This is a genomic window from Streptomyces qinglanensis (genome assembly GCF_900111245.1).
Lineage (GTDB): Bacteria > Actinomycetota > Actinomycetes > Streptomycetales > Streptomycetaceae > Streptomyces > Streptomyces qinglanensis.
The window spans coordinates 20,417-41,827 of the sequence record NZ_FOGO01000018.1 but is presented as its reverse complement, the minus strand read 5'-3'; the positions used below and the strand labels follow the sequence as shown (position 1 = coordinate 41,827).

Sequence of the window (21,411 nt, the reverse complement as noted above, 5' to 3'; positions counted from 1 at the left end):
TTCCGGCACCCCGGTGATCTCCGTGGCCGGGCCCACCGCCCCGAGGACAGCTCACCGATGACCTCTCCCGCCCTCCGACAGGCCGAAGCGATCGGTGCCGTGGACGGCCCCCTGGCGGGGTACCACCGCGAGTGGTACGTGGTGCGGCCCCAGGGCGAGCTGACCCGGCTGGGCCGGGTGAAGATCGGCGAACCGCGGGAGGACGCCCTGTGGTTCGACCGGCGGTACTTCGCCTCGGAGGACGAGGTACTGCTCGACCTGGCCCGGCTCGGCGTGTCCCATGTACCCCCCGTGCACCGGGTCCGCCGGTCGGGCACGGTCTTCCACGGGTTCATCGAGGGCCGGACCCTGGCGTCCCTCACCCCGCGCGGCCACCCCGTCGCCCCCGGCCATCTGCGGCAGATCATCGAGCGGTTCGCCTCTCTGAGCCGACTGCGCCCCGGAGACCTGCACGCCCGCCCGCTCCGGGACACCCCGGGCAGGACACCGGAGCGCGGCGGCGCCCCCCTCGCCCCCGCCGCGGCCGAGGCCCGCGCACGGGACGGCAGTGCAACGCCGGTACGCGCGGCGCGCGGAGCAGATCCCGGCCAGGGCGGGTCGTACGAGGAGCACGAAAAGGGCGAGAATCACAAGGGCGAGAGTCACAAGGGCGACGAGGAGGAGGGGCACGGCCCGCACGGGAGCAGTGCGCACTTCCTGCGCGAACTCCTCGCCTTCACACGGGAACACGCACACCGCGCCCGACTGCCGCAGTTCGGCCCGCTCTTCGCCCGCCTCGGCATCCCGCCGGACGTGCTGGGACCGCACTCCCGGCTGACCGCCGAGGCCGCGCGGCTGACCGACCGGCCGAGCTGCCTGCTCCACGGTGACCTGCACCGGGCCAACTTCATCGTCGATCCGGCCGACGCGCTGTGGACCATCGACTGGGAGCTGGCCGCGTTCGGTGACCCGCTCTACGACCTGGCGACCCACCTCTATCTGATGGACTACCCGCCCCGGCAGCGCTCCCAGGTCGTCGCGGAGTGGCGGCAGGCCGTCACCGCGGTGCTGCCCGGTGCCGACGCCGGACTCGCGGACGACCTCCCCCGCTATCTCGCCTACAAGCGGGCCCAGTCCGTCTTCGCCGACGTGGTACGGCAGGCCGTCGCGGTCGGCGCCGCCCACGGCACCCCGGCGCAGGCCGACCAGCTTGGCCGTACGGCCAAGCTCGTGCACGAGATCCTGGTCCGCGCCGCCGAACCGTTGGAGCTGACCGACGTGCCCAGTCCGGGCGCGATCGAGCCGGCATACGCCGAACTGTGCACGCCGCCGCAGCTCCGCTGACCGGGACCACCGACCGCTGCCCGCATCGCGGACACGCCTGCGACAATCACTGCCTGCCCGGCCGACGGCGCTGCCCCGGCAACGGGACGGCCGAGGCCCACGAACGGGGACACGGAGGATGGTGGCGGCAGTGCAGCCTCAGAACAACTCGGCTCGGATCAGCTCGGCAGAGTGCGTGATATTCGACTTCGACGGCCCGTTGTGCCACCTCTTCGCCCGGCGCACCGCCGCCTCGGTGGCCGACACGCTGCGCGCGGCGTACGTCGACGGCCCCGGCGGCGGCCCGGCACCGGGGTGGCCCGAGACCTCCGACCCGCTGCGGCTGCTGACCGCCGCGTTCGACGACGGCGCACTGCTGCCGCCGGAGCGCGCGCAGCGGATGGAGCAGTCCCTGTCGAGCGAAGAGGTCGCCGCCGCAGCGGTCGCCTTCCCCACCGGATACGCGGACACCCTCGTGCGCACCCTGCACGCCACGGGCCGCACGGTGGCCGTCGCCACGGACAACTCCGCCGACGCCGTACGGCGTTACCTCGCCGGACGCAACCTGCTGGAGCCCTTCGGCGAACGGCTGTGCGGACGCCTCTGCAACGGCACCGGCCTGCGGCTGAAGCCCGACCCGGACTGCGTGCTGCGTGCCCTGGAGTCGACCGGTGCGGACGCGGCCGCCACGACGATGATCGGGGACTCCCCGCAGGACGTGGCAGCCGCCCGAGCCGCGGGGGTCGGCTTCGTGGGCTACGCACGCAACGAACGCAAGGCACGGGAGCTGCGCACGGCCGGCGCCGCGTGGGTCGTCGGCTCGCTGCGCGAGGTCCTGCTCACGGTCGACCCCCTGGCGCACGTCTGAGGAAACGGCAGCGGGGACGGCCGCCGGGAGGGCCCGCCGGGAGGGCGGCCGGGAAGGCCGCGGGCGTCCGAAGGGGCGGCCGGCGTCCCGAGGGAACGGCTGCGGGAGCGTCCGAGGGAATGGGCTGCGGGAGCGTCCGAAGAAACGGGCTCCAGGACGTCCGAAGAAACGGGCTGCAGGACGTCCGCAGGTTCGTCCGAGGAGGGCGGACGGCCCCGGCACACCCTCCGGTCCCCGCGGCGGTCCGTACGCTGGACCCATGAGCGACGCACCCACCCCCGCGAGCGAAGAACCGGCACACGACCCCGAGGTCCTCGAACTGGCGCAGCGGATCTTCGACCTGGCCCGGCACGGCGACACCGACACCGTCGCCGCCTACGTCAAGGCGGGCGTCCCGGCGAACCTGACCAACGACAAGGGCGACAGCCTGCTGATGCTGGCCGCCTACCACGGTCACCCCGAGACCGTGCGCGCCCTCGTGGCGCAGGGCGCCGACCCCGACCGCACCAACGACCGGGGCCAGTCCCCGCTCGCGGGCGCGGTCTTCAAGGGCGAGGACGCGGTGGTGCGGATCCTCGTCGAGGCGGGCGCCGATCCGCGTGCGGGGACACCGTCCGCCGTGGAGACCGCCCGGATGTTCGAGAAGCGCAAGCTGCTCGAACTCTTCGGCGAGCAGTAGCCCGCGGCCCCGGCCCACCGGTGCGGGCCGCACGCGCCGCCGGCCCCTCCCGGGCCCCGGCAGAGCCCTCCGTTCGCGGTCGGAGGGGGCGGCCGGACGGCGGCGGCCCGGTCAGGCGGCCATCCGATCAGGCGGACTTGCGGTCAGGCGGACTTGCGGTCAGGCGGACTTGCGGGCCTCGACGAGGAAGCGCGCCGAGTGGGCGACGAACGGGCCCTCGCGCTCGATCCGGTCGTGCAGCTCCCGCAGCCGGTCACGGTAGCGCTCCACGCTGAAGTCATGGACCATCCACACCACCTTGCGCAGGAAGTAGACCACCGCTCCGACGTCGAAGAACTCCATACGGAGCCGCTCGGACCGCAGGTCCACCACCGTCAGCCCGGCCGCCTCGGCCGCCGCCCGCTCGTCCTCGGGCCGCCGTCGCCGCCGGGCCTCGGGCTGGGGACCGAGGAAGTACTCCACCAGTTCGAACACCGATGCCGGGCCCACGTGCTGAGCCAGGTAGCTGCCGCCAGGCTCCAGCACCCGGGCGATCTCCGACCACCGGGCCCGCACCGGGTGCCGGCTGACCACCAGGTCGAACGCGCCGTCGGCGAACGGCAGTGGCGCCTCGTCCGTGTCCGCGACGACCACCACGCCACGAGGGCGCAGCAGCGCGGTCGCCTTGGCGACGTTCGGCGGCCACGACTCGGTGGCGGCCATCACCGGCGGCAGCCGATCCGCCCCCGCGAGCACCTCGCCGCCGCCGGTCTGGATGTCGAGCGCGGCGGAGGCGGTGGCGAGCCGGGCGCTCATCTGCCGCTGATATCCCCAGGACGGCCGCTCCTCGGTAGCCCTGCCCTCCAGCCAGGAGAAGTCCCAGCCTTCGACGGAGACGGAAGCGGCCTCCGCCACCAGATCATCGAACGAGCGCACCATCCCGTCATCCTCGCGGCTCGGCCCCGCCGCCGCCAACCGCTTTCCGGCGGCTCCGGTCCCGGGCCCTGCACCCGGGTCCTACCGATCGCCCGGGGCCTACCGCAGTGCGGCGGCGACCAGGCCCTCCAGGGCCTCGCGCCGCGCTTCACCACCGCTGACGAGGTGGTCGAAGACCAGTCCGTCGATGCAGGTCAGCAGGGTATGCGTGCGGCTCTCGACGTCCGGGACACCGCGTGTGGCGAGGAACGACCGGACGGCCTCACGCCCGGCGTTGTCGCGGGGCACGAGGATCTCGCGGAGTTCCGGGTCGCGCACGCTCTCGACAGCGCAGGCGTAACGGGCGAGGGAGCGGCGGCGGCCCTCGCCGGTGAGTCGCTGCCGGATGAGCAGCGCCATGCCGTCCACCAGTTCCTCGGCGGTGCGCAGAGAGGGCAGCTCTTCGGCCGTGGCCTGCAGTTCCGCCTGGTCGAGGTGGACCAGGCGGGTGACGAGAGCGCTGAGCAACGCGGCACGTGTCCGGAAGTAGGCCGAGGTGGTCCCGGTCGGCAGGGCCGCTCTGCGGTCGACTGCGCGGTGGGTGAGGCCCCGGATCCCCTCCTCGGCGAGTACGTCGATTGCCGAGTCCGCCAGGAGAGTGCGCCGGTCCGAAGCCATACCTCTTTTCTACACCTGTAGAGCACCGGATAGGATGCTCTTCTACACCTGTAGAAGAATCGGGGTTTCGGCATGGGCAGCACAGCAGTGGTGGTCGGAGGGGGCATCGGCGGACTCGCCGCCGCGATCGGCCTGCGCCGCAGCGGCTGGGAAGTGACGGTCCTCGAGCGCGCGCCCGTGCTCGAGGACGCGGGGGCAGGCATCTCGCTGGCCGCCAACGGTCTGCGGGCCCTGGACGAACTCGGCGTCGGCGCCGCGGTACGGGCCGCTTCGCGGGGCCAGTACCGCGGCGGCACCTGTACACCACGCGGCGGCCGGCTGGCCCGGATGGACGGTGCGGCGCTGGAGAGGGCGGTGGGCACCCCGATCATGGGCATCCCCCGCTCCGCCCTGCACCGACTGCTCCGCGACTCCCTGCCCGCCGACTCCCTGCTGATCGGTTCCGAGGCGGCCACCGTCGTACAGACCGGCCCCGCGACGGTGCACGTCGACTGCGGCGAGGCCGTCTTGGAGGCCGACCTCGTGGTCGCCGCCGACGGCATCGGCAGCACGCTCCGCAGAAGCCTCTTCCCCGACCATCCCGGCCCGGTCCACAGCGGCTCGACGGTCCTGCGCGCCATCACCGAGCACCCGATCGATCTGCCCACCGACTTCGAACTGACCTGGGGACAGGGCATGGAGTTCGGGCACATCGCCTTCAGAGACGGGCGAGCCGAGTGGCACGCCGTACTCAGCGCCCCCGCCGGAACGCGGTACGCCGACCCTCTGGCCGAACTGCGCCGCCGCTTCGGCACCTGGCACGACCCGATACCCGCCCTGCTCGAGGCGACCCGAGCGGAGGACGTGCTGCACCACGACGTCAACGAACTCCGCACACCCCTCCCCTCGTACACAGTCGGCCGGGTCGCGCTGCTCGGCGACGCGGCGCACGCGATGACCCCCAATCTCGGACAAGGCGCTTGCCAGGCACTGGAGGACGCGGTCGTACTGGCCGCCTCGCTCGGCACCGAGCCCACCATCGAGGCCGCACTCGCCCGCTACGACGCCGAGCGCCGACCGCGCGCTGAGGACGTCTCGGGGGCCGCCCGGCAGGCCGGGCGGATGGGACAGCAGCTCTCCCATCCCCTGGCCGTAGCCCTCCGGAACACGGCGATGCGACTGACCCCCTCCCGCATCACGACACGCATGGTCCTCCGCCACCACACCTGGGTCCCGCCCCGACTGCCCTGACCCGCCCCGGGCCTCTGGGGCGGGGCCCCACCGCAAGTCCCCGCCGCAAGTCCCCGCCCCTGCCTGCGGATCGAGACCGCCACCGGATCCGGGAGCTCTCCGGGCCCTCCGGCGCCGGAACGGTGCTTGCCGGAGCCGGATGCCAGTAGCGGGTCTGGTGCCGGTGGCGGTGCCGGGATGCAGGTCCGTGAAGCCCGGGTGCCCGGCGGTCCATGCCCGCTGCGACCCCTCCGGACACAGGCCAGAGCAGGGCAGGACCGATCAAGACACAGTCCCAGGACAGGGCCGTCAGGGCCGTCAGGGCCGTCAGGGCCGTCAGGGCCGTCAGGGCCGTCAGGGCCGCAACGTGCTGATCCGCACCACCTCTCCCAGCTCCAGCGCAACATAGAGGTCACCGTCCGGGCCGATGGTCAGACCGTGCGGTTCCGATCCGGGCGTGGGCAGCGGATGCTCCACGAGGTGACCGGAAGGGGCACGGGCAGCCACGCGATTGCCCGCCCACTCAGTGACCCAGCAGGTACCGTCCGGGCCGACGCTCACCGCGTGCGGCCTCGACTGCCGGTCGGGCAGCGGACATTCCTCGACCCGGCCGTCCACGCTGATCCGCCCGAGCTGGCCGGCGCCGATCTCCGCGAACCACAGCTCGTCCGTCCCAGCGGCGATCCCCACCGGTGCCGCTCCCGCAGTGGGCAGCTCATACACCGTGACGCTGCCGTCGAGGGCGATCCGGGCGATCGCATCCGCCTGGTTCAACGTGCACCACAGGGCCCCGTCCGGACCCGCCACCAGCGCGGAGGGAAAGCAGCCGTCGCTCGGCAGGGGAAACTCGGTGACCTCACCTTCCGTAGTGATCCGGCCGACGCGATGGGCGCTCGTCTCCGTGAACCAGAGCGCCCCGTCCGCGGCCGCCGCAATGCCGTACGGGCCGCACTCCGGCGTCGGGAGGGCGAAGGACGTGCTCTCCCCCTCGACCGTGATCCGACCGATGCGATGGTCTTTGGTGCGGGTGAACCACAGGGCGCCGTCGGGCCCCGGCGTGATCGCTGTCGGGCCCGAATCCGCCGCGTCCAACGGACAGGTCGTCACCCGGCCCTCCGGCGTGACGCGGGCCACGGCACCCGCCGCCACGAGGGTGACCCACAGTGCCCCGTCGGGGCCGGTGACGATGCCGTAGGGGCCCGCTCCTGGACCGAAGGCCGCCATAGTGGTCACGACCACCGGAGGCACCGGCGACACCGGTTCCGTCCCGGGACCGGACGCGGAACGTGATACGCGCCCGGTGCTCGCCGACTTCTGACTCATCAACAGCTCCTCTTCCCGGCCGCTTCCTCGGAGAGCGCCGCGTTCGGTTCCTCCAGTGCAAACTGCGCACCCCGCCAGCCCTGCCGCAGCCTGCGGTCGTGGCTCACCACGACCAACGCGCCCGGGTAGGCGTGCAACGCCTCCTCCAGTTCCTCGGCCAGCGCGGGAGACAGGTGGTTGGTCGGCTCGTCCAGCAGCAGGATGTCCGCCGGTGTGGTCACCAGCCGGGCCAGGGCCAGACGCTGCCGCTGACCGGTGGAGAGCCGGGCGACGGGCACCTCCAGCCGCTCCGGGGCGAACAGGCCCAGCGACAGCAGCCGTCGGGCGTGCTCCGCACGCGACCCGGGACGGCCGTGCGCGTACGCGTCCAGCAGGGTCTGCTCCGATCCGCCGGGGATCTCCGGCTCCTGGGGCAGGTGGGCGATCGTGCCTCGGTGGGCGATCCGGCCGGTCTCCGGTGTCGGCTTCCCGGCGAGGGCGTTCAGCAGTGTGCTCTTCCCCGCGCCGTTCGGCCCCGTCACCAGCAGCCGCTCGCCTGCCGTGAGCGTCAGGTCGGTCCGGGCCAACCGACCGCGGACCGCGATGCCCTCGGCCGTCAGCACCGTGCCGCGCAGTCCCCCGGCGCGTAGCTCCGGGGCGAAACGCAACGGTACCGGCGGGGGCGGCACCGGATCCGCCAGTAGTCGGCGCAGCCTCTCCTCGGCATTGCGGACCCGCCCGGCCAGCGACTGCTGGACGCGACCGGCTGCCCGGTCGTAGGCCATCTTGTTGCCGTCCTTGATCACCCTTCCGGGCGCCACCCTGCGGGCCGTGGTGGCGGCGGCCTCCCGGAGCCTTACCATCTCGGCCTGCCGGCGCTCGTACGTCTCGGCCCAGCGGCGGCGGGCCGCAGCCTGCTCCGCCAGATAGCCCCCATAGCCGTTGCCGTAGCGGGTTACCGTGCGGCGATCGCCGTCCACCTCCAGCAGCGTCGTCGCGATCCGTTCCAGGAAAGTGCGGTCGTGCGAGACGGCGAGGGTGGTGCCGCGGCGTGCCCGCAGATGCTCCTCCAGCCAGCGCAGCGCGGCGTCGTCCAGGTGATTGGTCGGCTCGTCCAGCAGCAGCACCTCGGGGCTCGCGGCCAGCAGCGCGGCCATCCGGAGCCGCACCCGTTCGCCACCGGAGAGGCCGCCGACAGTGCGGCCGCGGGGCAGGAGTCCCAGCCCGAGACCGTGCAATGCACGCTCGACGCGGGCCCCGGCGTCATAACCGCCCCGCAGTTCGAACGCGGTCAGCAGGTTCCCGTACTCGGCGAGGAGCGACTTCCCGCCCTCCGCCATCGCTGCTTCCAGCGTGCGCAAACGGCTCTCCATGGCGCGCAGTTCGGCCAGCGCGCCGTCGATGACCTGCTGGACGGTCAGCTCCGCGGGCAGCGGCGCATCCTGAGCGAGGTAGCCCACACCTCCCTCGGCGTGCAGGACGATCTCTCCCGCATCCGGCTTCTCGTGCCCCGCGAGCAGACGGAGCAGGGTCGTCTTGCCGGAGCCGTTCTCCCCGACGATCCCGGCTCGTTCACCTGCCGAGAGGGAGCAGCTCACTCCGTCCAGAACCGTGCGGCCGTCGTACGACTTGGTGACGGCCGAAGCCGTGATCCGGGTAGCCATCTGTGCTCTCCAAAGCAATCAGAGATGAAGCGGCCAAGGGGGACCGCAGGACCGGGTGAACGCTCTGGTCGAGCATCGGCAACTCCTCTTCCGTGTCGCGGCGCGCGCGACGGTTCCGACTCGGGATGCGACTGGCGGACTTTTACCGCGACGCCTGTCGCGTTAAGATGTTGGCACGGCGACCGCGGTCACGGCAAGGCGCAAAAGACGGCAAGGCGCAAAAGGGGGAAACCGCGGGAGCCGGACCACCACCGGTCACGGAGACGGATACGGATACGGAGTGGGCGGAGCCGGAGCGCGAAGGCGAGAGGAAGCGGGATGAGCGCGACGTGACAGCGGAGGAGCACGGTCCGGAGGCGCCGGCCCGGCGTACACGGAAGCCGGGCGGCACGGGCAACGACGCAGGGCAGGACCCCACGGGCCGGGAGAACCAGGACAGCCAGGAGAGCCAGAACACGAACCGCGGCCCGGAAGCCGACACGCACGCCGAGCCGCGCCGGGACCTCGGGACGGCCCGGCGCACCACCGGTGCCCGGCGACCGGGCGGACGCACGGCGCGCGTGCGGGAAAAGGTACTGGAGTCCGTCGGTCCCCTACTGGTCGAATACGGCTTCGACGGGCTGACGGTGGACGCCGTCGCGGCGCGCTCGGGCGTCCACCGCGCCACGGTCTACCGCCGCTGGCGGGACGTGGGCGGCCTGCTGGCCGACGTACTCGACGCGGCGGGCGACGACGACTGGCGCCCGGCCGACACCGGCTCCCTGGAGGGCGACCTGCGAGCGCTGAACGACGAGGTGCAGGAGGCGCTGACCGAGGAGCCTTCGGTCGCACTGGCCATGATCGCCGCCTCCTTCCGTTCGGAGGAGGCGGCGCGGTCGCTGCGGCGGTTCTGGGAGGAGCGCTACGCGCGCTGCACCGTGGTCGTGGACCGGGCCGAGGCGCGCGGGGAGCTGGAACCACCCGTCGACGCGCGGAAGCTGGTGGTGAGTTCCACCTCTCCCGTCTACCACCACCAGGTATTGCTGCACGCCCCGCCCGACCCGGAACTGCCCGCAGAAGCGGCCCGCGCCGCGGTGCTCGCCGCGCGGGCCGGAGCGTTCCGCAGCTCACCCGGCAGCCCCTCCGGACGCCGGGCGGCGGAGCAGGCCCCGGCGAAGGCCGAGCGCGGGACGGGGACCGGGAGCGGGGCCGGGACCGGGAGCGGGGCCGGGACCGGGGCCGGGGCAGAGCCCGGGACTTGACCCAGGCCCCCGGACCGGAGCCGGGACCGGGGCGGGGAGCCGGGACCAGGATCGGACCGGGGCGCGGAGCCGGGACCAGGCCCGGGGCCGGAATCCGACCGGCCCGACGCGGCTGCCGTCCGCAGTCGGCATCGAGCCGGTGCTGCGCTCCGCACCGCCGGAGGCGGGGCGGGAAGCGAGAGGGCGACAGCCAAGGCGAACCGGATGGGAGCTGCACGGTCACCTTCTGGTGCCTACGTCACCAAAAAGTGCGTTCTTCCACGTCAGACGGCACTCTCTTATGGTTCCCGAGTATCCGCAGGAGACCACACATGGTCTGACCGTCCGCACGGGCCCCGGGCCCGTGCGCAAGGAGGCGCACAGCATGCCCGTCACCCTCGTGAACCCCGCCGGACTTCCTGCGATCGACGCCTACCGGCAGGTGTCCCTCGCATCGGGATCGCGACTCGTCTTCATCGCCGGACAGGTCGCCTGGGATGCCGAGGGGACCACCCGCGGTGAGGGCGACCTCGCCGCGCAGGTCGAGCAGTGCTACCGCAACATCGGCACGGCGCTCGCCGAAGTCGGCGGCACCTTCGAGAACGTGGCGAAACTGAACTTCTACGTCGTCGACTGGACACCCGACAAGATGCCCCAGCTCATGGAGGGGGTCTCGAGGGGCGCAGCGGCAACGGGGACGGCCGCGGCCCCGCCCGCCACGCTGTTGGGCGTCGCGGCGCTCGACGTCCCCGAGCACCTCGTGGAAATCGAGGCCACCGCGGTCCTGGACTGACAAGCTGCCGTCGCGCCACCGGTCACGAACGTCCCCCCCGGGGGGGCCGGACGGCTGCGGTTGCCGAACCGGAGCGCCCCACAGGCGTCTCGCCAGGCACCCGACAGGCGTCGGCGGGACGCAGTACCCGCCTCCGAACACAACGGCGGAACGCGACGGCGAAACACAACGGCGGGACACCGGCCAAGAACAGCCGCAACGCAGACCAGGGCCGAGAACAGACGCAGCCGGGTCGTCGGCCGGGTTCGACGGACGGGAACCGGGCGGTGCGGAACGGTGCCGCGCGGCGGCTGGCGCATCGGGCGGCTGGTGCATCGGGCGTCGCCGGAACCGCAGTTCGGAAGGACAGTGCACACTCCCCGCCACTTTCAACATATAGCCCAGTGGGGGCCTTGCGGCAAGCCCCCGGTGATGCCCCAGAATCACGGGCCGAGACCAGAACCTGGGTAAATCAGGGATTCGCGCATTACGCGGGCTTATGCGGCGTACTCGCGAGCTGGTTGCCGTGCGGGGCGCGCAAGGGCGAACCGTCAGCACATCCACAGCGCGGACACGGGACACGGGACACGGACACGGGACACGGACACGTCCGGGGTCGACGAGGCGGGTCCTGGCACGGAGGTGCGCCGCGGGTCCCGCCGCGCTGCGGGGGCAATTACGCGACTGACCGCAGGGCAGCCGCAGGGACCGCAAGGAAAAATGGGGGGGATTCGATGATCGACGTGATCGTGGCCGGTGGCGGACCGACCGGATTGATGCTGGCCGCGGAGTTGCGGCTGCACGGAGTGCGGGTGGTCGTACTGGAGAAGGAGGCGGAGCCGACCACGGTGGTCCGGGCGCTCGGCATGCACGTGCGCAGTATCGAGATGATGGACCAGCGGGGTCTGCTGGAGCGCTTCCTGGCGCTCGGCAAGCAGTACCCGCTGAACGGATTCTTCGCCGGGATCAGCAAGCCGCACCAGGTGCGCCTGGACTCCTCGCACGCGTACGTCCTCAGCATCCCGCAGCCCCGCACCGAGCGACTGCTGACCGAACACGCGGTCGAGCTCGGCACCGAACTGCGGCGCGGCTGCGAGGTGGTCGGACTGGACCAGGACGCACACGGGGTGACGGCAGAGCTGGCCGACGGCACCCGGCTGCGCTCGCGCTATCTGGTCGGCTGCGACGGCGGCCGGAGCACGGTGCGCAAGCTGCTCGGCGTCGGCTTCCCGGGCGAGCCCAGCCGGGTCGACACGCTGCTGGGCGAGATGGAGGTGGGCGTACCGGCGGAGACGCTGAACAGCGTGGTGACGGAGGTTCGCAAGACGCAGCGCCTGTTCGGTGCCATGCCTCTCGCCGACGGGGTGTACCGCGTCGTCGTGCCCGCCGCCGGAGTGGCCGAGGACCGCACGGTCCCGCCGTCACTCGAGGAGTTCCAGCAGCAGCTCCGGATTTATGCGGGAACCGACTTCGGCGTGCACTCGCCGCGCTGGCTCTCCCGCTTCGGCGACGCCACACGACAGGCCGAGCACTACCGGAGCGGCCGGGTCCTGCTGGCGGGCGACGCGGCGCACATCCACCCGCCGACCGGCGGGCAGGGACTCAATCTCGGCGTGCAGGACGCGTTCAATCTCGGCTGGAAGCTGGCGGCCGAGGTCAATGGCTGGGCGCCGGAGGGACTGCTGGACAGCTACCACGCCGAACGGCACCCGGTGGCCGCGGAGGTACTGGTCAACGCCCGTGCCCAGATGGAGTTGCTGTCCACCGGACCAGGACCGCTGGCCGTGCGCCAACTGCTCTCGGAGCTGATGGACTTCGAGGAGGTGCACCGGTACCTGAACGAGAAGATCACCGCCATCGGGGTGCGGTACGACTTCGGCGAGGAGGGTCACGCGCTCCTGGGCAAGCGACTCCGGGACGTGGAACTGAAACGCGGGCGGCTCTACTCGCTGCTGCACGGTGGCCGCGGGCTGCTGCTCGACCAGACCGGCCGCCTCTCGGTCGAGGGATGGGCCGACCGGATCGACCACGTCGTGGATGTCGCCGAGGATCTGGACGCACCCGCCGTCCTGCTGCGGCCGGACGGGCATGTGGCCTGGGCCGGCGAGGACCAGGCGGAACTGCTCGACCGCCTGCCGCGCTGGTTCGGCGCCCCGGTCGGCTGAGCGCGGGGGCGCTCGGTTTCGGTGCCGGCTACCCGTTGCCCGGTTCGCTGTCCCGGCCGGCGGGCCCAGGGGCCGGCCGGTTCGAGCAAGTCCGCCATCGAGGTGCTCGTCTGTGGAGCGGCTGACCGCCTGCCCTCGGTCGACGTCCGTCCGGGATGAGCCCGCCACCGGGCGAGAGGCGATGAAGACCAGTTCCCTGCCTGGGCGATCGGGGGCGTCCCGCACATCTTCCACAGCGAATCCGTGCGCGAGGGCCAATTATGGCTGGGACGGATTCAGTTGTAGTGAGGGTTGGCCATGACCATGGCGCCTCGAACCGTGTCACAGGGCCACGGAGCCCCGTCGCAGCCGGTGCATACAGGTTCATGGCGGTCGCTCGGTGCGTGCGCGACCAGCTGCGGTGCTGCCACACCGCGCGCCCACCGCTCATCGGCGGGCATCCCCCGGTCCGTCTCCCCGGCGAGCCGCACTGCCAAGTCGTACGCAGCAAGCTGCTCGTGAACATCACCAGTCATAGGGAGCGAGGCTACCGAAGTGCCTCTTGGCAATCCTCAGGAAAGTCCGAGATCGTGCGCCTCTGAGATTCTCTGTCCCTCTGATCTGGCGAGACACGACGGGAGGCACCCGAAAAGGCGAGAGTCTCCGCGTAGCGGATCGGTCGATGGCCGCAGTTTGCGCCGTCTGCGGTCAGCTCTTCCTCTTGCGTAGTTCGTTCTGCAGGAAGGTGATCTCCTTGAGGCATCTGTCGAGGGCCTTCTCACCAAGACCGCCGTGGACTACCTGGTAACGGTGCGGCTCGTAGCGCTCTCGCGGCGCTATTGGCTGGCTGAAGATGCTGGTCTGCTCGGACTTGGGGCGAGCGATTCTGAGAAGCCCGAAGGAACAGAGGCGGCGACGGGCGTCCTCGTAGGCATCACGGCGCAGACCGAACCGCTTGCGTACGTCCCCGACGAGGAAGTTCCCCTCGTCATCGTGCTTGCCGGGAAAGTGCTGGCTGAGGGCCTGGAAGATGAGCCACGTGGCGATCTCGGACGGGTGCAACACCTGGACCCAGCCGTTCAGGAAGAACGCGGCGGGCACGCGGAACGCTTTGCTCCGTTCGAGCTTCGGCACGCTGTAGCGGTCCGGCGTCTGCAGTCGGCCGCGTCCGCTCTCCGCCATCAGAGTGAATGCGTCGTAGAGCCGATGACCGTTGTCCTTCGTCGGGATGTCCACGAGGGCCTGGTGTCGGTCGTTCCCGAGCTTCTCCATGGTGCGCAGCGCGCCCTGGACCTGCCGCAGGCGCAGTGTCTCGAGGTCCCTGTCCTGCTTGGTGCCACCACGCATGTACTTGCCGGTCTCGGCGTCGTAGGCCCCGTCGATGGCCACGAGGTCGGCCCAGCCGTTTCGTCCTGCGATCGGACGGCTGCCGACCCGCTGCTCGCCCACGTCCAGGCGGCATTGGGCCTCGAAGAGCGCTAGGAGGTAGAAGCGCATCGCGATCCCGCGGGGGTTAAGGAGCCCCGCCATGGGCGGTGGGGGTTGGTTGGTATCGAAAAAGGAGTGCCGAAGCGCGATGGCCTGTGGCTTTTTGCCAGCCTCCCAGAGTTCCCGCAGTGCCTGCGAGGCTGCATCGACCTGGCCTCCCTTCTTCATCTCATTCAGGCGGCGATGTCGGCGCACGAGTGCGTCAAGCTCTCCGGACATCGGTTCCCCAACGTTTTGAACCCAACGTTTTGACCCGCATAAAGCTATCACTAGCTATTTCAGCCTAGATGCGGTTCAAAACGTTGATCGACATACGCTGAGGGCCCTTCGCGCTCGCTCAAACTGGGGTAGGCAAGCCCGAAGGGTTCGGGTGTGGCGGCCAGCCGTTCGCTGGAATGCGAACGGCCCCGGGGGGCAACCGGGGCCGCTACAGCTCTCACGTAGATGGGATCCACGTAGTGACAACAGTAAGGCGCAGTACGAGTAACGTCGACACCTTCAGCCCGGAGCCGCTGCCCCAGCGGTGGGGGCTGATCCTCACCGCCGCCGCCATGGCGGGGCTCGTCGGCTTCATGGCTGGCGGCCCGATCGCCGCTCTGGTCGCGGCTTCCGGGGTCGTTGGGCTGCTCCACCAGATTATGGCGTAGCGGTCGGGCTAGCTCTAACCTGTCGATCCGTCGACTGGCTGGCCCCATCGCCCCACCGGGGCGACTGGCACGATACGCAGTAGGGCCGCTGCCATGGCGATCATCGTCTCGGCTTCGGCGCGGGTGTACGTGAACGCCTTGGTGATCGCATCCTTGTGCATCGCTCCGCTGGCCTGGTCCTCTAGCGCCGCGCGAATCCACGACCATCGTTCGTCCCGGAGGCGCTCACGGGCTTGCTTGTTGCCCGGCCAGGACCATGCACTGATGTCCCGGATGCGCTCCAGCGCTCGGCGAGCCTCAAGGATGGCGCCGTCGACGTCGTTGTTTCCAAGGCGGCGCTGCGCTTCCAGCAGGTACTGGGTGGCTTCCTGGCGGGGCTCGTCATCGGCGGGGAAGGGGATGGACATCTCCACGGCGAGGCTGTCGCCGAGCCCTTGGAGCTGTTGGCGCCATCGGCTCTCCGCAACGTCGAGGTACAGGACGGCCGGCGGGCAGCCCGGGTACCCCGTCGCCTGAGGCAGCACGGCACGCACTTCGACCTCCAGGCGCAGATCGCCGGAGCGGTGCTCTTCCAAGGCCCGGAGCTGTGCGCTGGTGAGGACGTACTGCAGGTGTGGTCGTGTGAGCTCGCCCTGTCGGAACGGAAGTGTGATCACGGACGAGCCGAGCCAGCCGCGGTGACCGTTGCCGTAGGGTGCGTACAGATCGGTCTCCAGGTGCAACACCCGTCCCGCCTCGGCGGCCGCCGGGGCCTTCACCTCCAACTGCAGGCGCAGGCTGTGTGTGCCAAGCGCCTTGAGGATCATCAGGCTGTTGTCCCGATGTCCGATGGCTATAGACCCGATCGGTTCGTCGAAGCGCAGCTCGTCCATCGCGTCATGCCTCCTGATGGTTCCCGTACTCTCGCTGATTCTCGCTCTCGTACCCCTGCCGGGGCTCCTGGTTTCCGCGGTCCGTTGCACGATCCAGTGGGCGTGGTGGCCATGCGAGAGCTGGGCCACGACGGGAGCCGCAGGGCAGCTTCAGTGACATGGAAGCGCGGACTGGTCGCGACAGGTGTCCTGCGAATACGACATCTACCGTGCTCAGGCACAGTCCGGCGCACCGACGAACGCCACACTTGCAAGCAAGGTGCTTGCAATAGTTAGCGATCGGGTGCATGCTGTGTGCATGGCCTCGCTCAACGTCGGGAACCTCGGCGAGTTCCTGCGGGAACAACGGCGGACCGCGAAGCTGTCGCTGCGGCAGCTCGCGGAGGCCGCCGGTGTCTCGAACCCGTATCTGAGCCAGATCGAGCGCGGCCTGCGCAAGCCCAGCGCGGAGATCCTGCAGCAACTCGCCAAGGCGCTGCGGATCTCGGCGGAGTCGCTCTACGTGCAGGCCGGAATCCTCGACGAGCGGGACCGGGAGGACCTGCTGCAGGTTCCGGCCGCGATCCTCGCGGACTCCACGATCAACGAGCAGCAGAAGCAGGCGCTGCTCCAGATCTACGAGTCGTTCCGCAAGGAGAACGCGCAGCAGCGGGCAGCCGCTCCCGACGCGGCGGACCCGCACGCGGCGGAGGCACCCGCAGCGGAGCCCCGGCAGGCGGAGTAAGCACAACAAGCTGAGCAAGGACAGCGAGGGGCCGCGACGGTGCGGGCCACCGGCACCGGACCGCGGGCGTCGGCCCCCTCGCGACGGACGGCCTCATCAGGCGAGTTGAGCCACGAAAGGCGAACCCTCATGCCCATCGCGAACGACCTGCGCAAGACCCTCACCGACCCGACGCCCCTCTACGTCGCCGCGGGCGTCGTCGACAAGCTCCGCGAGGAGGCGCCGCAGGCCATCGCCGCGGTCCGGGAGACGGACCCCAAGGAGGTGCAGGCGCGGCTCACCCAGCAGGCCAAGGAGACCCAGGCCAAGGTGAGCGAGACCCTCGGCGGGCTGGACACCGACATCAAGAAGCTCCGTGAGCAGGCCCAGCACCTGGCGCTGCAGGGGGTCGGCGTCGCCGCCGAGTACGCGGTCAAGGCGCGGGAGACGTACGACGACCTGGCCGTGCGCGGCCGCGAGGCGGTCAAGAACTGGCGCGGCGAGAGCGGTGGCGACACTCCCGAGGTGACCGTCGAGCGCGAGCCGGCCCAGTCGGTCAAGATCGCCGAGCCGCCGGCCGAGGAGACCTCCGCCGGAACCTCCGGGGCCGACCCGCGCGGCACGTCCGCCGGGTCCACCGGCGGCACCCGCGGCAGTGCCGACTCCGGCTCCGCCGGGAAGAGTGCGGCCAAGAGCAGCACCGCGAAGAGCACCGGGACCACGGGCACGAAGAGCACCGCGAGCGGCAGCAGCACCAAGTCCGCTTCCGGCTCCGCGGCCGCCTCTGGCGCCAAGAAGACGGGCACGGCCCGCTCCACCGCCTCCGGCACCCGGAAGTCGGCTCCGAAGTCCGATTCCTGAGCCGAACCGTACGCGGGACGGAACGGGCCGGGCACCCTACGCGGTCCCGGTCCGTTCCGCGAGCGCTGCGGTACGGTTGCGGCAAGCCCCTTCGAGTCCTCCGCCATCCCTCCGAGCACCGTGACCGCCGCGACGACCACTGTGACCGAGGCGACCGAGCAAGGCACCGACACCGACCGGGAGTGTGAGCACCATGCTGTTCGCGGGCTTTCAGGCCACCGTCTTCGGGCTGATCAGCGTTGTGCTGCTCGCCCTGGCGGTGTTCACCTTCGTGGACGCCGCCTTCCGGCGCGAGGACGCCTTCCGGGCCGCGGACAAGCAGAACAAGCAGTTCTGGCTGATCATCCTGGGGATCACCGTCCTGGTGAACCTCGTGGTGCAGATGTTCCTGCTGCAGATCATCGGGCTGATCGCCACGATCGTCTACATGGTCGACGCCCGTCCGGCGCTCAAGCAGGTCATGGGCAACGGCCGGGACCGCCGCCCGCGCGGCGGCAGCAGCAGCGACGGCCCGTACGGTCCGTTCAACGGCCGGTGACCCCTGCGGGCAGGTGACCGCTCGGGGCTCGCTCCCGGCGGCGGTCGACGGCGCGGCTGTCCGCGGACGGCCGTGCGGCGACGGCCTCGCCGTGACGACCGTGGGTGACCACCATGTGGCGACGGCCTCGCAGCGACACCCGCGGGAACCCTGAGCACGATCCGGCAGTCGGAAGTCCCGTGCAACGGTCCCGGCCCAAGCCGCACAGGACGCCGGAGCACGATCGGGCACGGGATCGGACACGACACGGAACCGGACACGACACGGAACCGGACACAGCACGGGAACCGGACACAGCACGGGAACCGGACACGGTCCGGCACGTGGGCCCGGGGCACTACCCCTGACGGCCCCGGTCCAGCAGCAGGACGGCCACGTCGTCGGTCAGCTCGCCGCCGTTGAGCCGGCGCACCTCGCCCATCGTCCCGTCGAGCAGCCGCTCGCCCTGCGCGCCCTCGGCCATCCGCCGGGCCACGATGTCGAGCATCCCCTGCTGGCCGAGCCGCTCCCGGCTCGGTCCGGTGCCCTCCGCGGAGCCCGAGCCCGCCCCGGCCCGGGGTTCCTCGGCCCGGCCACCGTGCACCCGGCCCTCGATCAGCCCGTCCGTGTACATCATCAGGCTCCAGGAGCGGCCCAGCCGGACCTGGCGGCGCGGCCAGCGGGCGTGCGGCAGCAGTCCGAGGGCCGGGCCGTTCTCCCCTTCGGGCAGCAGCCGGGGCGGCGCACCCGCGTCGGCCCCGGCGAACAGCGGCGAGGGGTGCCCGGCCAGGCAGACGCCCGCGCTGCGGCCGTCGGCTGCGATGTCGACGGTGCAGAGCGTCGCGAAGATCTCCTCGCTGCTCCGCTCGTTCTCCAGCACTTTCTGCAGCGTGCTCAACAGCGCGTCCCCGCACAGCCCGGCGAAGGTCAGGGCGCGCCAGGCGATCCGCAGCTCGACGCCGAGTGCCGCCTCGTCGGGGCCGTGGCCGCACACGTCGCCGATCATCGCGTGGACGACGCCGTCCGGGGTGCGGACGGTGTCGTAGAAGTCGCCCCCCAGCAGCGCGCGGGAGCGGCCGGGCCGGTACCGGGCGGCGAACCGCAGGTCGCTGCCTTCCAGCAGGGGCCGGGGCAGCAGGCCGCGCTCCAGCCGGGCGTTCTCCTGGGCCCGCAGCCGGCTCTCGGTGAGCTGGCGCTGGGCCAGGTCGGCGCGCTTGCGCTCCACGGCGTAGCGGACGGCGCGCATCAGCAGCCTGCCGTCCAGTTCGTCGCGGAAGAGGTAGTCCTGGGCACCCACCCGGACGGCCTCGGCGGCCCGCTCGGCGTCGCTGCCGTCGGTGAGCGCCAGGACGGCGTGCCGCGGGGCCATGCGCAGCACCCGGTGCAGGATGTGCAGCTCGTCGGAGTCCGGGGCCGGTCCGGAGCCGGAACCGGAGCCGGAGCCGGAGCCGGAACCCGGCCCAGGGCCGGACGGGGCCGCGGAGTCCGGGGGTCCGGGTGCGCGGGCGCCCAGCTCGGCGGCGGCACCGCTCCCGGTCTCGGCCGTGGCGCCGCCGCTCCCGGTCTCGGCGCCACCCGCTCCCGCGTCTCCCGGGGCGCCGGTCGCCGGTACGGGGATCGCGCCGGCAGCCGGGGCTGCGGGCCCCTCGCACGAGGCGTCCTCCGCCTGGCCGCGGAGCTCGCAGGGCAGGGCGAGGTCCAGCAGGATGCAGTGGACGTCGTCGGTGAGCAGCCGTGCGGCCTCGGTGAGGTTGCGGGCGGTACGGACCCGCACGGGCCGACCGTAGGCGTCGAGCATGCGGGGCACGCTCAGCGCGCCGGTCGGATCGTCCTCGACGACCAGCAGGGTCAGGCTGCTGCCGGGTCCCTGCGCGGCCTGCCGGGCCGACGTGTCGGCGGCCTGTGCCACCGCCCCGGCCTGGGGCGCGCTTACGGGCATGCTGAAAACCTCTCCCTCCCCCGAGGGCGTGGTGCGCGGCGCCGTACGGCCGCCACCATGGGTGAGCCCGGAACGGCGCGCGGTGGTGGGCGCTCGTCATCCCGGGCTGTCGAACAGGACCTTAGCGTCCGCGTGCGGATGGACGGAATGGCCGACGATAATCCGTCACTGTCATATGCCCGCGCCACAACGGGAATTCACGCCGCTATGGCCTCGTTTCCCCCCGCCCCCGCATGACCAAGCTCACGCGCTGGAAAACGGGACGGCCGCACCGGACCCGCCCCCACCCGGCATGTACCCGCCCGTCCCGCTTTTCGCGAGGAATTCCCCTTCGCCTGCCAGGCGAGGGGTCTCTGTTGTGCACCCTTTTGCGCACCGATTGCCCACCCATCGCCACCGAGAGGTCCCCGGAATCCGGGCAGAGCACCCTTTCGGTGATCGAAGAGACACTCTGCCCGGCGGACGGACGCGTGGCTACTTGTCCGGACGGACGACGCCCAGGATCGGCATGCTGCCCGCACCCTCGACGGTGATCTGCCGGCCGGTGCGCGGGGCGTGCAGCAACGCGCCGTCGCCGACGTAGATCCCTACGTGACTGGCGTCCTTCTTGTAGATGATCAGATCACCGGGGCGCATCTTGCGGACCGGGACGTGCGGCAACTGCTTCCACTGCTCCTGCGAGGTGCGCGGGATCCGCACCCCCGCCGCCTCCCAGGCCCGCATCGTCAGTCCGGAGCAGTCGAAGGTGTCGGGGCCCTCGGCGCCCCAGACGTAGTCCTTGCCGAGCTGCTTGGTGGCCCATTCGACGGCGCGCCGGCCGGCCGGGGACGCCTTGCCGTCGAGTCCCTTCAGCACTCCCGAACCGACCCACTCGGCCTGGCGCGCCCTGGCGGCCTCGTCCTGCAACTCACGCAGCCGCTCCCGCTCCTCCTTCTTCAGGCCGGACTCGATCTTCTTGGCCTGCTTCAACTGCGCGGTGATCTTCTTCTTGGCCGCGGCCTTCTTCTTGCGGTTCCGCTCCAGCTTCTCCCACTCGTCGGTGGCGTCCGCCGAGTACCCGCGGAGCCGGGCGCGAGTCCTGGTCAGAGAGCCGAGGAGTCCGCGAGTGGCGTGCTGCCCCTTGCGGGCCAAGGAGACGCCCTGCAGGAACTCCTCCGGGTCGTCGCCGAGCATCAGCGTGGCGGCGTCCGGCATGCCGCCGCTGCGGTACTGCGCCCGGGCCATCGCACCGGCCGACTTGTTGAGTTCGTCCAGTTTGCCCTGGGTGGTCTCGATCCGTTTGGCAAGCTTGACGATGTGCTTCTGCTGCTTGTCGACGGCGGCCTCGGCCGCGTTGTAGGCGTCCGTGGCCGAACCGGCCTCGTCGTGCAGCTTCTCGATCCGCTTGCGGATCTGCTCGAGGCTCGGCTTGCCGCTACCGCCCGGCTCGTCGGCCTCGAACCCGGATGCGGACCCGGACCCGGATGCGGACCCGGACCCGGTTGCGGACCCGGACCCGGCCCGGTTGCCGCCGGGGTCCGGCTTCCCCGGCGCGGCGTACGCGGTGCCCGGCGCGAGTCCGGCCAGCAGCGCCATGGTGCAGGCCGCCACGAGCCCGTAACGGACGGACGGGAGGGTCGAGCTGGTCTGCGGCCGTGTCACCCGGGCCACCC

At 71.6% G+C, this 21,411-nt stretch carries 19 protein-coding genes and 1 pseudogene; 11 read left to right on the top strand and 9 right to left on the bottom strand.

Annotated features, from left to right (window positions below; translation table 11 throughout):
- The first annotated feature begins 57 nt into the window (after positions 1-57).
- The 3 genes from BMX65_RS28290 (at position 58) to BMX65_RS28280 (ending at position 2,849) form a co-directional block, all read left to right on the top strand.
- The gene (locus BMX65_RS28290; protein WP_075003206.1) at positions 58-1,323 is read left to right on the top strand and encodes a phosphotransferase family protein; all 1,266 of its coding nucleotides are present in this window, start codon (positions 58-60) and stop codon (positions 1,321-1,323) included.
- Between the two features lie 130 nt (positions 1,324-1,453).
- Complete coding sequence (locus BMX65_RS32330) at positions 1,454-2,170, top strand: HAD family hydrolase (RefSeq protein ID WP_162637701.1); 717 nt, start codon at positions 1,454-1,456, stop codon at positions 2,168-2,170.
- 259 nt (positions 2,171-2,429) lie between these two features.
- The gene (locus BMX65_RS28280) at positions 2,430-2,849 is read left to right on the top strand and encodes an ankyrin repeat domain-containing protein (protein WP_075003204.1); all 420 of its coding nucleotides are present in this window, start codon (positions 2,430-2,432) and stop codon (positions 2,847-2,849) included.
- A gap of 159 nt (positions 2,850-3,008) precedes the next feature.
- Here BMX65_RS28280 and BMX65_RS28275 read toward each other — a convergent pair whose 3' ends face one another.
- Positions 3,009-3,767, bottom strand: coding sequence for a class I SAM-dependent methyltransferase (locus BMX65_RS28275; protein WP_075003203.1), 759 nt, complete (start codon positions 3,765-3,767; stop codon positions 3,009-3,011).
- Positions 3,768-3,863: 96 nt separating this feature from the next.
- A complete protein-coding gene (locus BMX65_RS28270) occupies positions 3,864-4,421 on the bottom strand; it encodes a TetR/AcrR family transcriptional regulator (protein WP_075003202.1) in 558 nt (185 codons plus the stop codon).
- A gap of 72 nt (positions 4,422-4,493) precedes the next feature.
- Between BMX65_RS28270 and BMX65_RS28265 the strand changes: the two genes are divergently transcribed.
- Positions 4,494-5,651 carry an FAD-dependent monooxygenase gene (locus BMX65_RS28265; protein ID WP_075003201.1) on the top strand — a complete coding sequence of 386 codons (1,158 nt, stop codon included), beginning with the start codon at positions 4,494-4,496 and terminating at the stop codon, positions 5,649-5,651.
- Between the two features lie 333 nt (positions 5,652-5,984).
- On the opposite strand, the gene BMX65_RS28260 is transcribed toward BMX65_RS28265, so the two are convergent.
- Positions 5,985-6,854 (bottom strand): Vgb family protein, encoded by an 870-nt coding sequence (locus BMX65_RS28260; protein WP_079172134.1) that lies wholly within the window; start codon positions 6,852-6,854, stop codon positions 5,985-5,987.
- Positions 6,855-6,952: 98 nt separating this feature from the next.
- Positions 6,953-8,596, bottom strand: a complete 1,644-nt coding sequence (abc-f, locus tag BMX65_RS28255; RefSeq protein WP_075003199.1) for a ribosomal protection-like ABC-F family protein — start codon at positions 8,594-8,596, stop codon at positions 6,953-6,955.
- A gap of 329 nt (positions 8,597-8,925) precedes the next feature.
- Here abc-f and BMX65_RS28250 point away from each other — a divergent pair, with 329 nt between their 5' ends.
- From BMX65_RS28250 to rox, 3 genes are all read left to right on the top strand, one after another.
- Positions 8,926-9,837, top strand: a complete 912-nt coding sequence (locus BMX65_RS28250) for a TetR/AcrR family transcriptional regulator (RefSeq protein WP_420856848.1) — start codon at positions 8,926-8,928, stop codon at positions 9,835-9,837.
- A 364-nt stretch (positions 9,838-10,201) separates the two neighbouring features.
- The gene (locus BMX65_RS28245) at positions 10,202-10,609 is read left to right on the top strand and encodes a RidA family protein (RefSeq protein WP_075003295.1); all 408 of its coding nucleotides are present in this window, start codon (positions 10,202-10,204) and stop codon (positions 10,607-10,609) included.
- A 713-nt stretch (positions 10,610-11,322) separates the two neighbouring features.
- The gene (gene rox / locus BMX65_RS28240) at positions 11,323-12,753 is read left to right on the top strand and encodes a rifampin monooxygenase (RefSeq protein ID WP_075003198.1); all 1,431 of its coding nucleotides are present in this window, start codon (positions 11,323-11,325) and stop codon (positions 12,751-12,753) included.
- Positions 12,754-12,921: 168 nt separating this feature from the next.
- Here rox and BMX65_RS33800 read toward each other — a convergent pair.
- Positions 12,922-13,002 (bottom strand): annotated as a pseudogene (locus BMX65_RS33800) (SAM-dependent methyltransferase); the annotation flags it as partial.
- A gap of 438 nt (positions 13,003-13,440) precedes the next feature.
- A complete protein-coding gene (locus BMX65_RS28235) occupies positions 13,441-14,439 on the bottom strand; it encodes a hypothetical protein (RefSeq protein ID WP_143081897.1) in 999 nt (332 codons plus the stop codon).
- A 239-nt stretch (positions 14,440-14,678) separates the two neighbouring features.
- Between BMX65_RS28235 and BMX65_RS28230 the strand changes: the two genes are divergently transcribed.
- Positions 14,679-14,867 (top strand): hypothetical protein, encoded by a 189-nt coding sequence (locus BMX65_RS28230; RefSeq protein WP_075003196.1) that lies wholly within the window; start codon positions 14,679-14,681, stop codon positions 14,865-14,867.
- A gap of 14 nt (positions 14,868-14,881) precedes the next feature.
- Here BMX65_RS28230 and BMX65_RS28225 read toward each other — a convergent pair whose 3' ends face one another.
- A complete protein-coding gene (locus tag BMX65_RS28225) occupies positions 14,882-15,739 on the bottom strand; it encodes a hypothetical protein (RefSeq protein WP_075003195.1) in 858 nt (285 codons plus the stop codon).
- A 298-nt stretch (positions 15,740-16,037) separates the two neighbouring features.
- Between BMX65_RS28225 and BMX65_RS28220 the strand changes: the two genes are divergently transcribed.
- From BMX65_RS28220 to BMX65_RS28210, 3 genes are all read left to right on the top strand, one after another.
- On the top strand, positions 16,038-16,463 hold the full coding sequence (locus tag BMX65_RS28220) for a helix-turn-helix domain-containing protein (RefSeq protein ID WP_075003194.1): 426 nt from the start codon (positions 16,038-16,040) through the stop codon (positions 16,461-16,463).
- Between the two features lie 129 nt (positions 16,464-16,592).
- Positions 16,593-17,303, top strand: a complete 711-nt coding sequence (locus BMX65_RS33795) for a hypothetical protein (protein ID WP_075003193.1) — start codon at positions 16,593-16,595, stop codon at positions 17,301-17,303.
- Positions 17,304-17,496: 193 nt separating this feature from the next.
- Positions 17,497-17,841, top strand: a complete 345-nt coding sequence (locus BMX65_RS28210; RefSeq protein WP_075003192.1) for a DUF2516 family protein — start codon at positions 17,497-17,499, stop codon at positions 17,839-17,841.
- Positions 17,842-18,178: 337 nt separating this feature from the next.
- Here the strand turns inward: BMX65_RS28210 and BMX65_RS28205 are convergent, their stop codons facing one another.
- Together BMX65_RS28205 and BMX65_RS28200 are read right to left on the bottom strand one after the other, a co-directional pair.
- On the bottom strand, positions 18,179-19,759 hold the full coding sequence (locus BMX65_RS28205) for a fused response regulator/phosphatase (protein WP_075003191.1): 1,581 nt from the start codon (positions 19,757-19,759) through the stop codon (positions 18,179-18,181).
- A gap of 474 nt (positions 19,760-20,233) precedes the next feature.
- Positions 20,234-21,400, bottom strand: a complete 1,167-nt coding sequence (locus BMX65_RS28200) for a C40 family peptidase (RefSeq protein ID WP_075003190.1) — start codon at positions 21,398-21,400, stop codon at positions 20,234-20,236.
- Positions 21,401-21,411 lie beyond the last annotated feature (11 nt).

Bases quoted from the DNA above. Each gene is read 5' to 3' on its own strand.
- BMX65_RS28290 (WP_075003206.1), top strand. From the start codon at position 58: ATGACCTCTCCCGCCCTCCGACAGGCCGAAGCGATCGGTGCCGTGGAC.
- BMX65_RS28280 (WP_075003204.1), top strand. From the start codon at position 2,430: ATGAGCGACGCACCCACCCCCGCGAGCGAAGAACCGGCACACGACCCC.
- BMX65_RS28275 (WP_075003203.1), bottom strand. From the start codon at position 3,767: ATGGTGCGCTCGTTCGATGATCTGGTGGCGGAGGCCGCTTCCGTCTCC.
- BMX65_RS28270 (WP_075003202.1), bottom strand. From the start codon at position 4,421: ATGGCTTCGGACCGGCGCACTCTCCTGGCGGACTCGGCAATCGACGTA.
- BMX65_RS28265 (WP_075003201.1), top strand. From the start codon at position 4,494: ATGGGCAGCACAGCAGTGGTGGTCGGAGGGGGCATCGGCGGACTCGCC.
- BMX65_RS28260 (WP_079172134.1), bottom strand. From the start codon at position 6,854: ATGGCGGCCTTCGGTCCAGGAGCGGGCCCCTACGGCATCGTCACCGGC.
- abc-f (WP_075003199.1), bottom strand. From the start codon at position 8,596: ATGGCTACCCGGATCACGGCTTCGGCCGTCACCAAGTCGTACGACGGC.
- BMX65_RS28245 (WP_075003295.1), top strand. From the start codon at position 10,202: ATGCCCGTCACCCTCGTGAACCCCGCCGGACTTCCTGCGATCGACGCC.
- rox (WP_075003198.1), top strand. From the start codon at position 11,323: ATGATCGACGTGATCGTGGCCGGTGGCGGACCGACCGGATTGATGCTG.
- BMX65_RS28235 (WP_143081897.1), bottom strand. From the start codon at position 14,439: ATGTCCGGAGAGCTTGACGCACTCGTGCGCCGACATCGCCGCCTGAAT.
- BMX65_RS28225 (WP_075003195.1), bottom strand. From the start codon at position 15,739: ATGGACGAGCTGCGCTTCGACGAACCGATCGGGTCTATAGCCATCGGA.
- BMX65_RS28220 (WP_075003194.1), top strand. From the start codon at position 16,038: ATGGCCTCGCTCAACGTCGGGAACCTCGGCGAGTTCCTGCGGGAACAA.
- BMX65_RS33795 (WP_075003193.1), top strand. From the start codon at position 16,593: ATGCCCATCGCGAACGACCTGCGCAAGACCCTCACCGACCCGACGCCC.
- BMX65_RS28210 (WP_075003192.1), top strand. From the start codon at position 17,497: ATGCTGTTCGCGGGCTTTCAGGCCACCGTCTTCGGGCTGATCAGCGTT.
- BMX65_RS28205 (WP_075003191.1), bottom strand. From the start codon at position 19,759: ATGCCCGTAAGCGCGCCCCAGGCCGGGGCGGTGGCACAGGCCGCCGAC.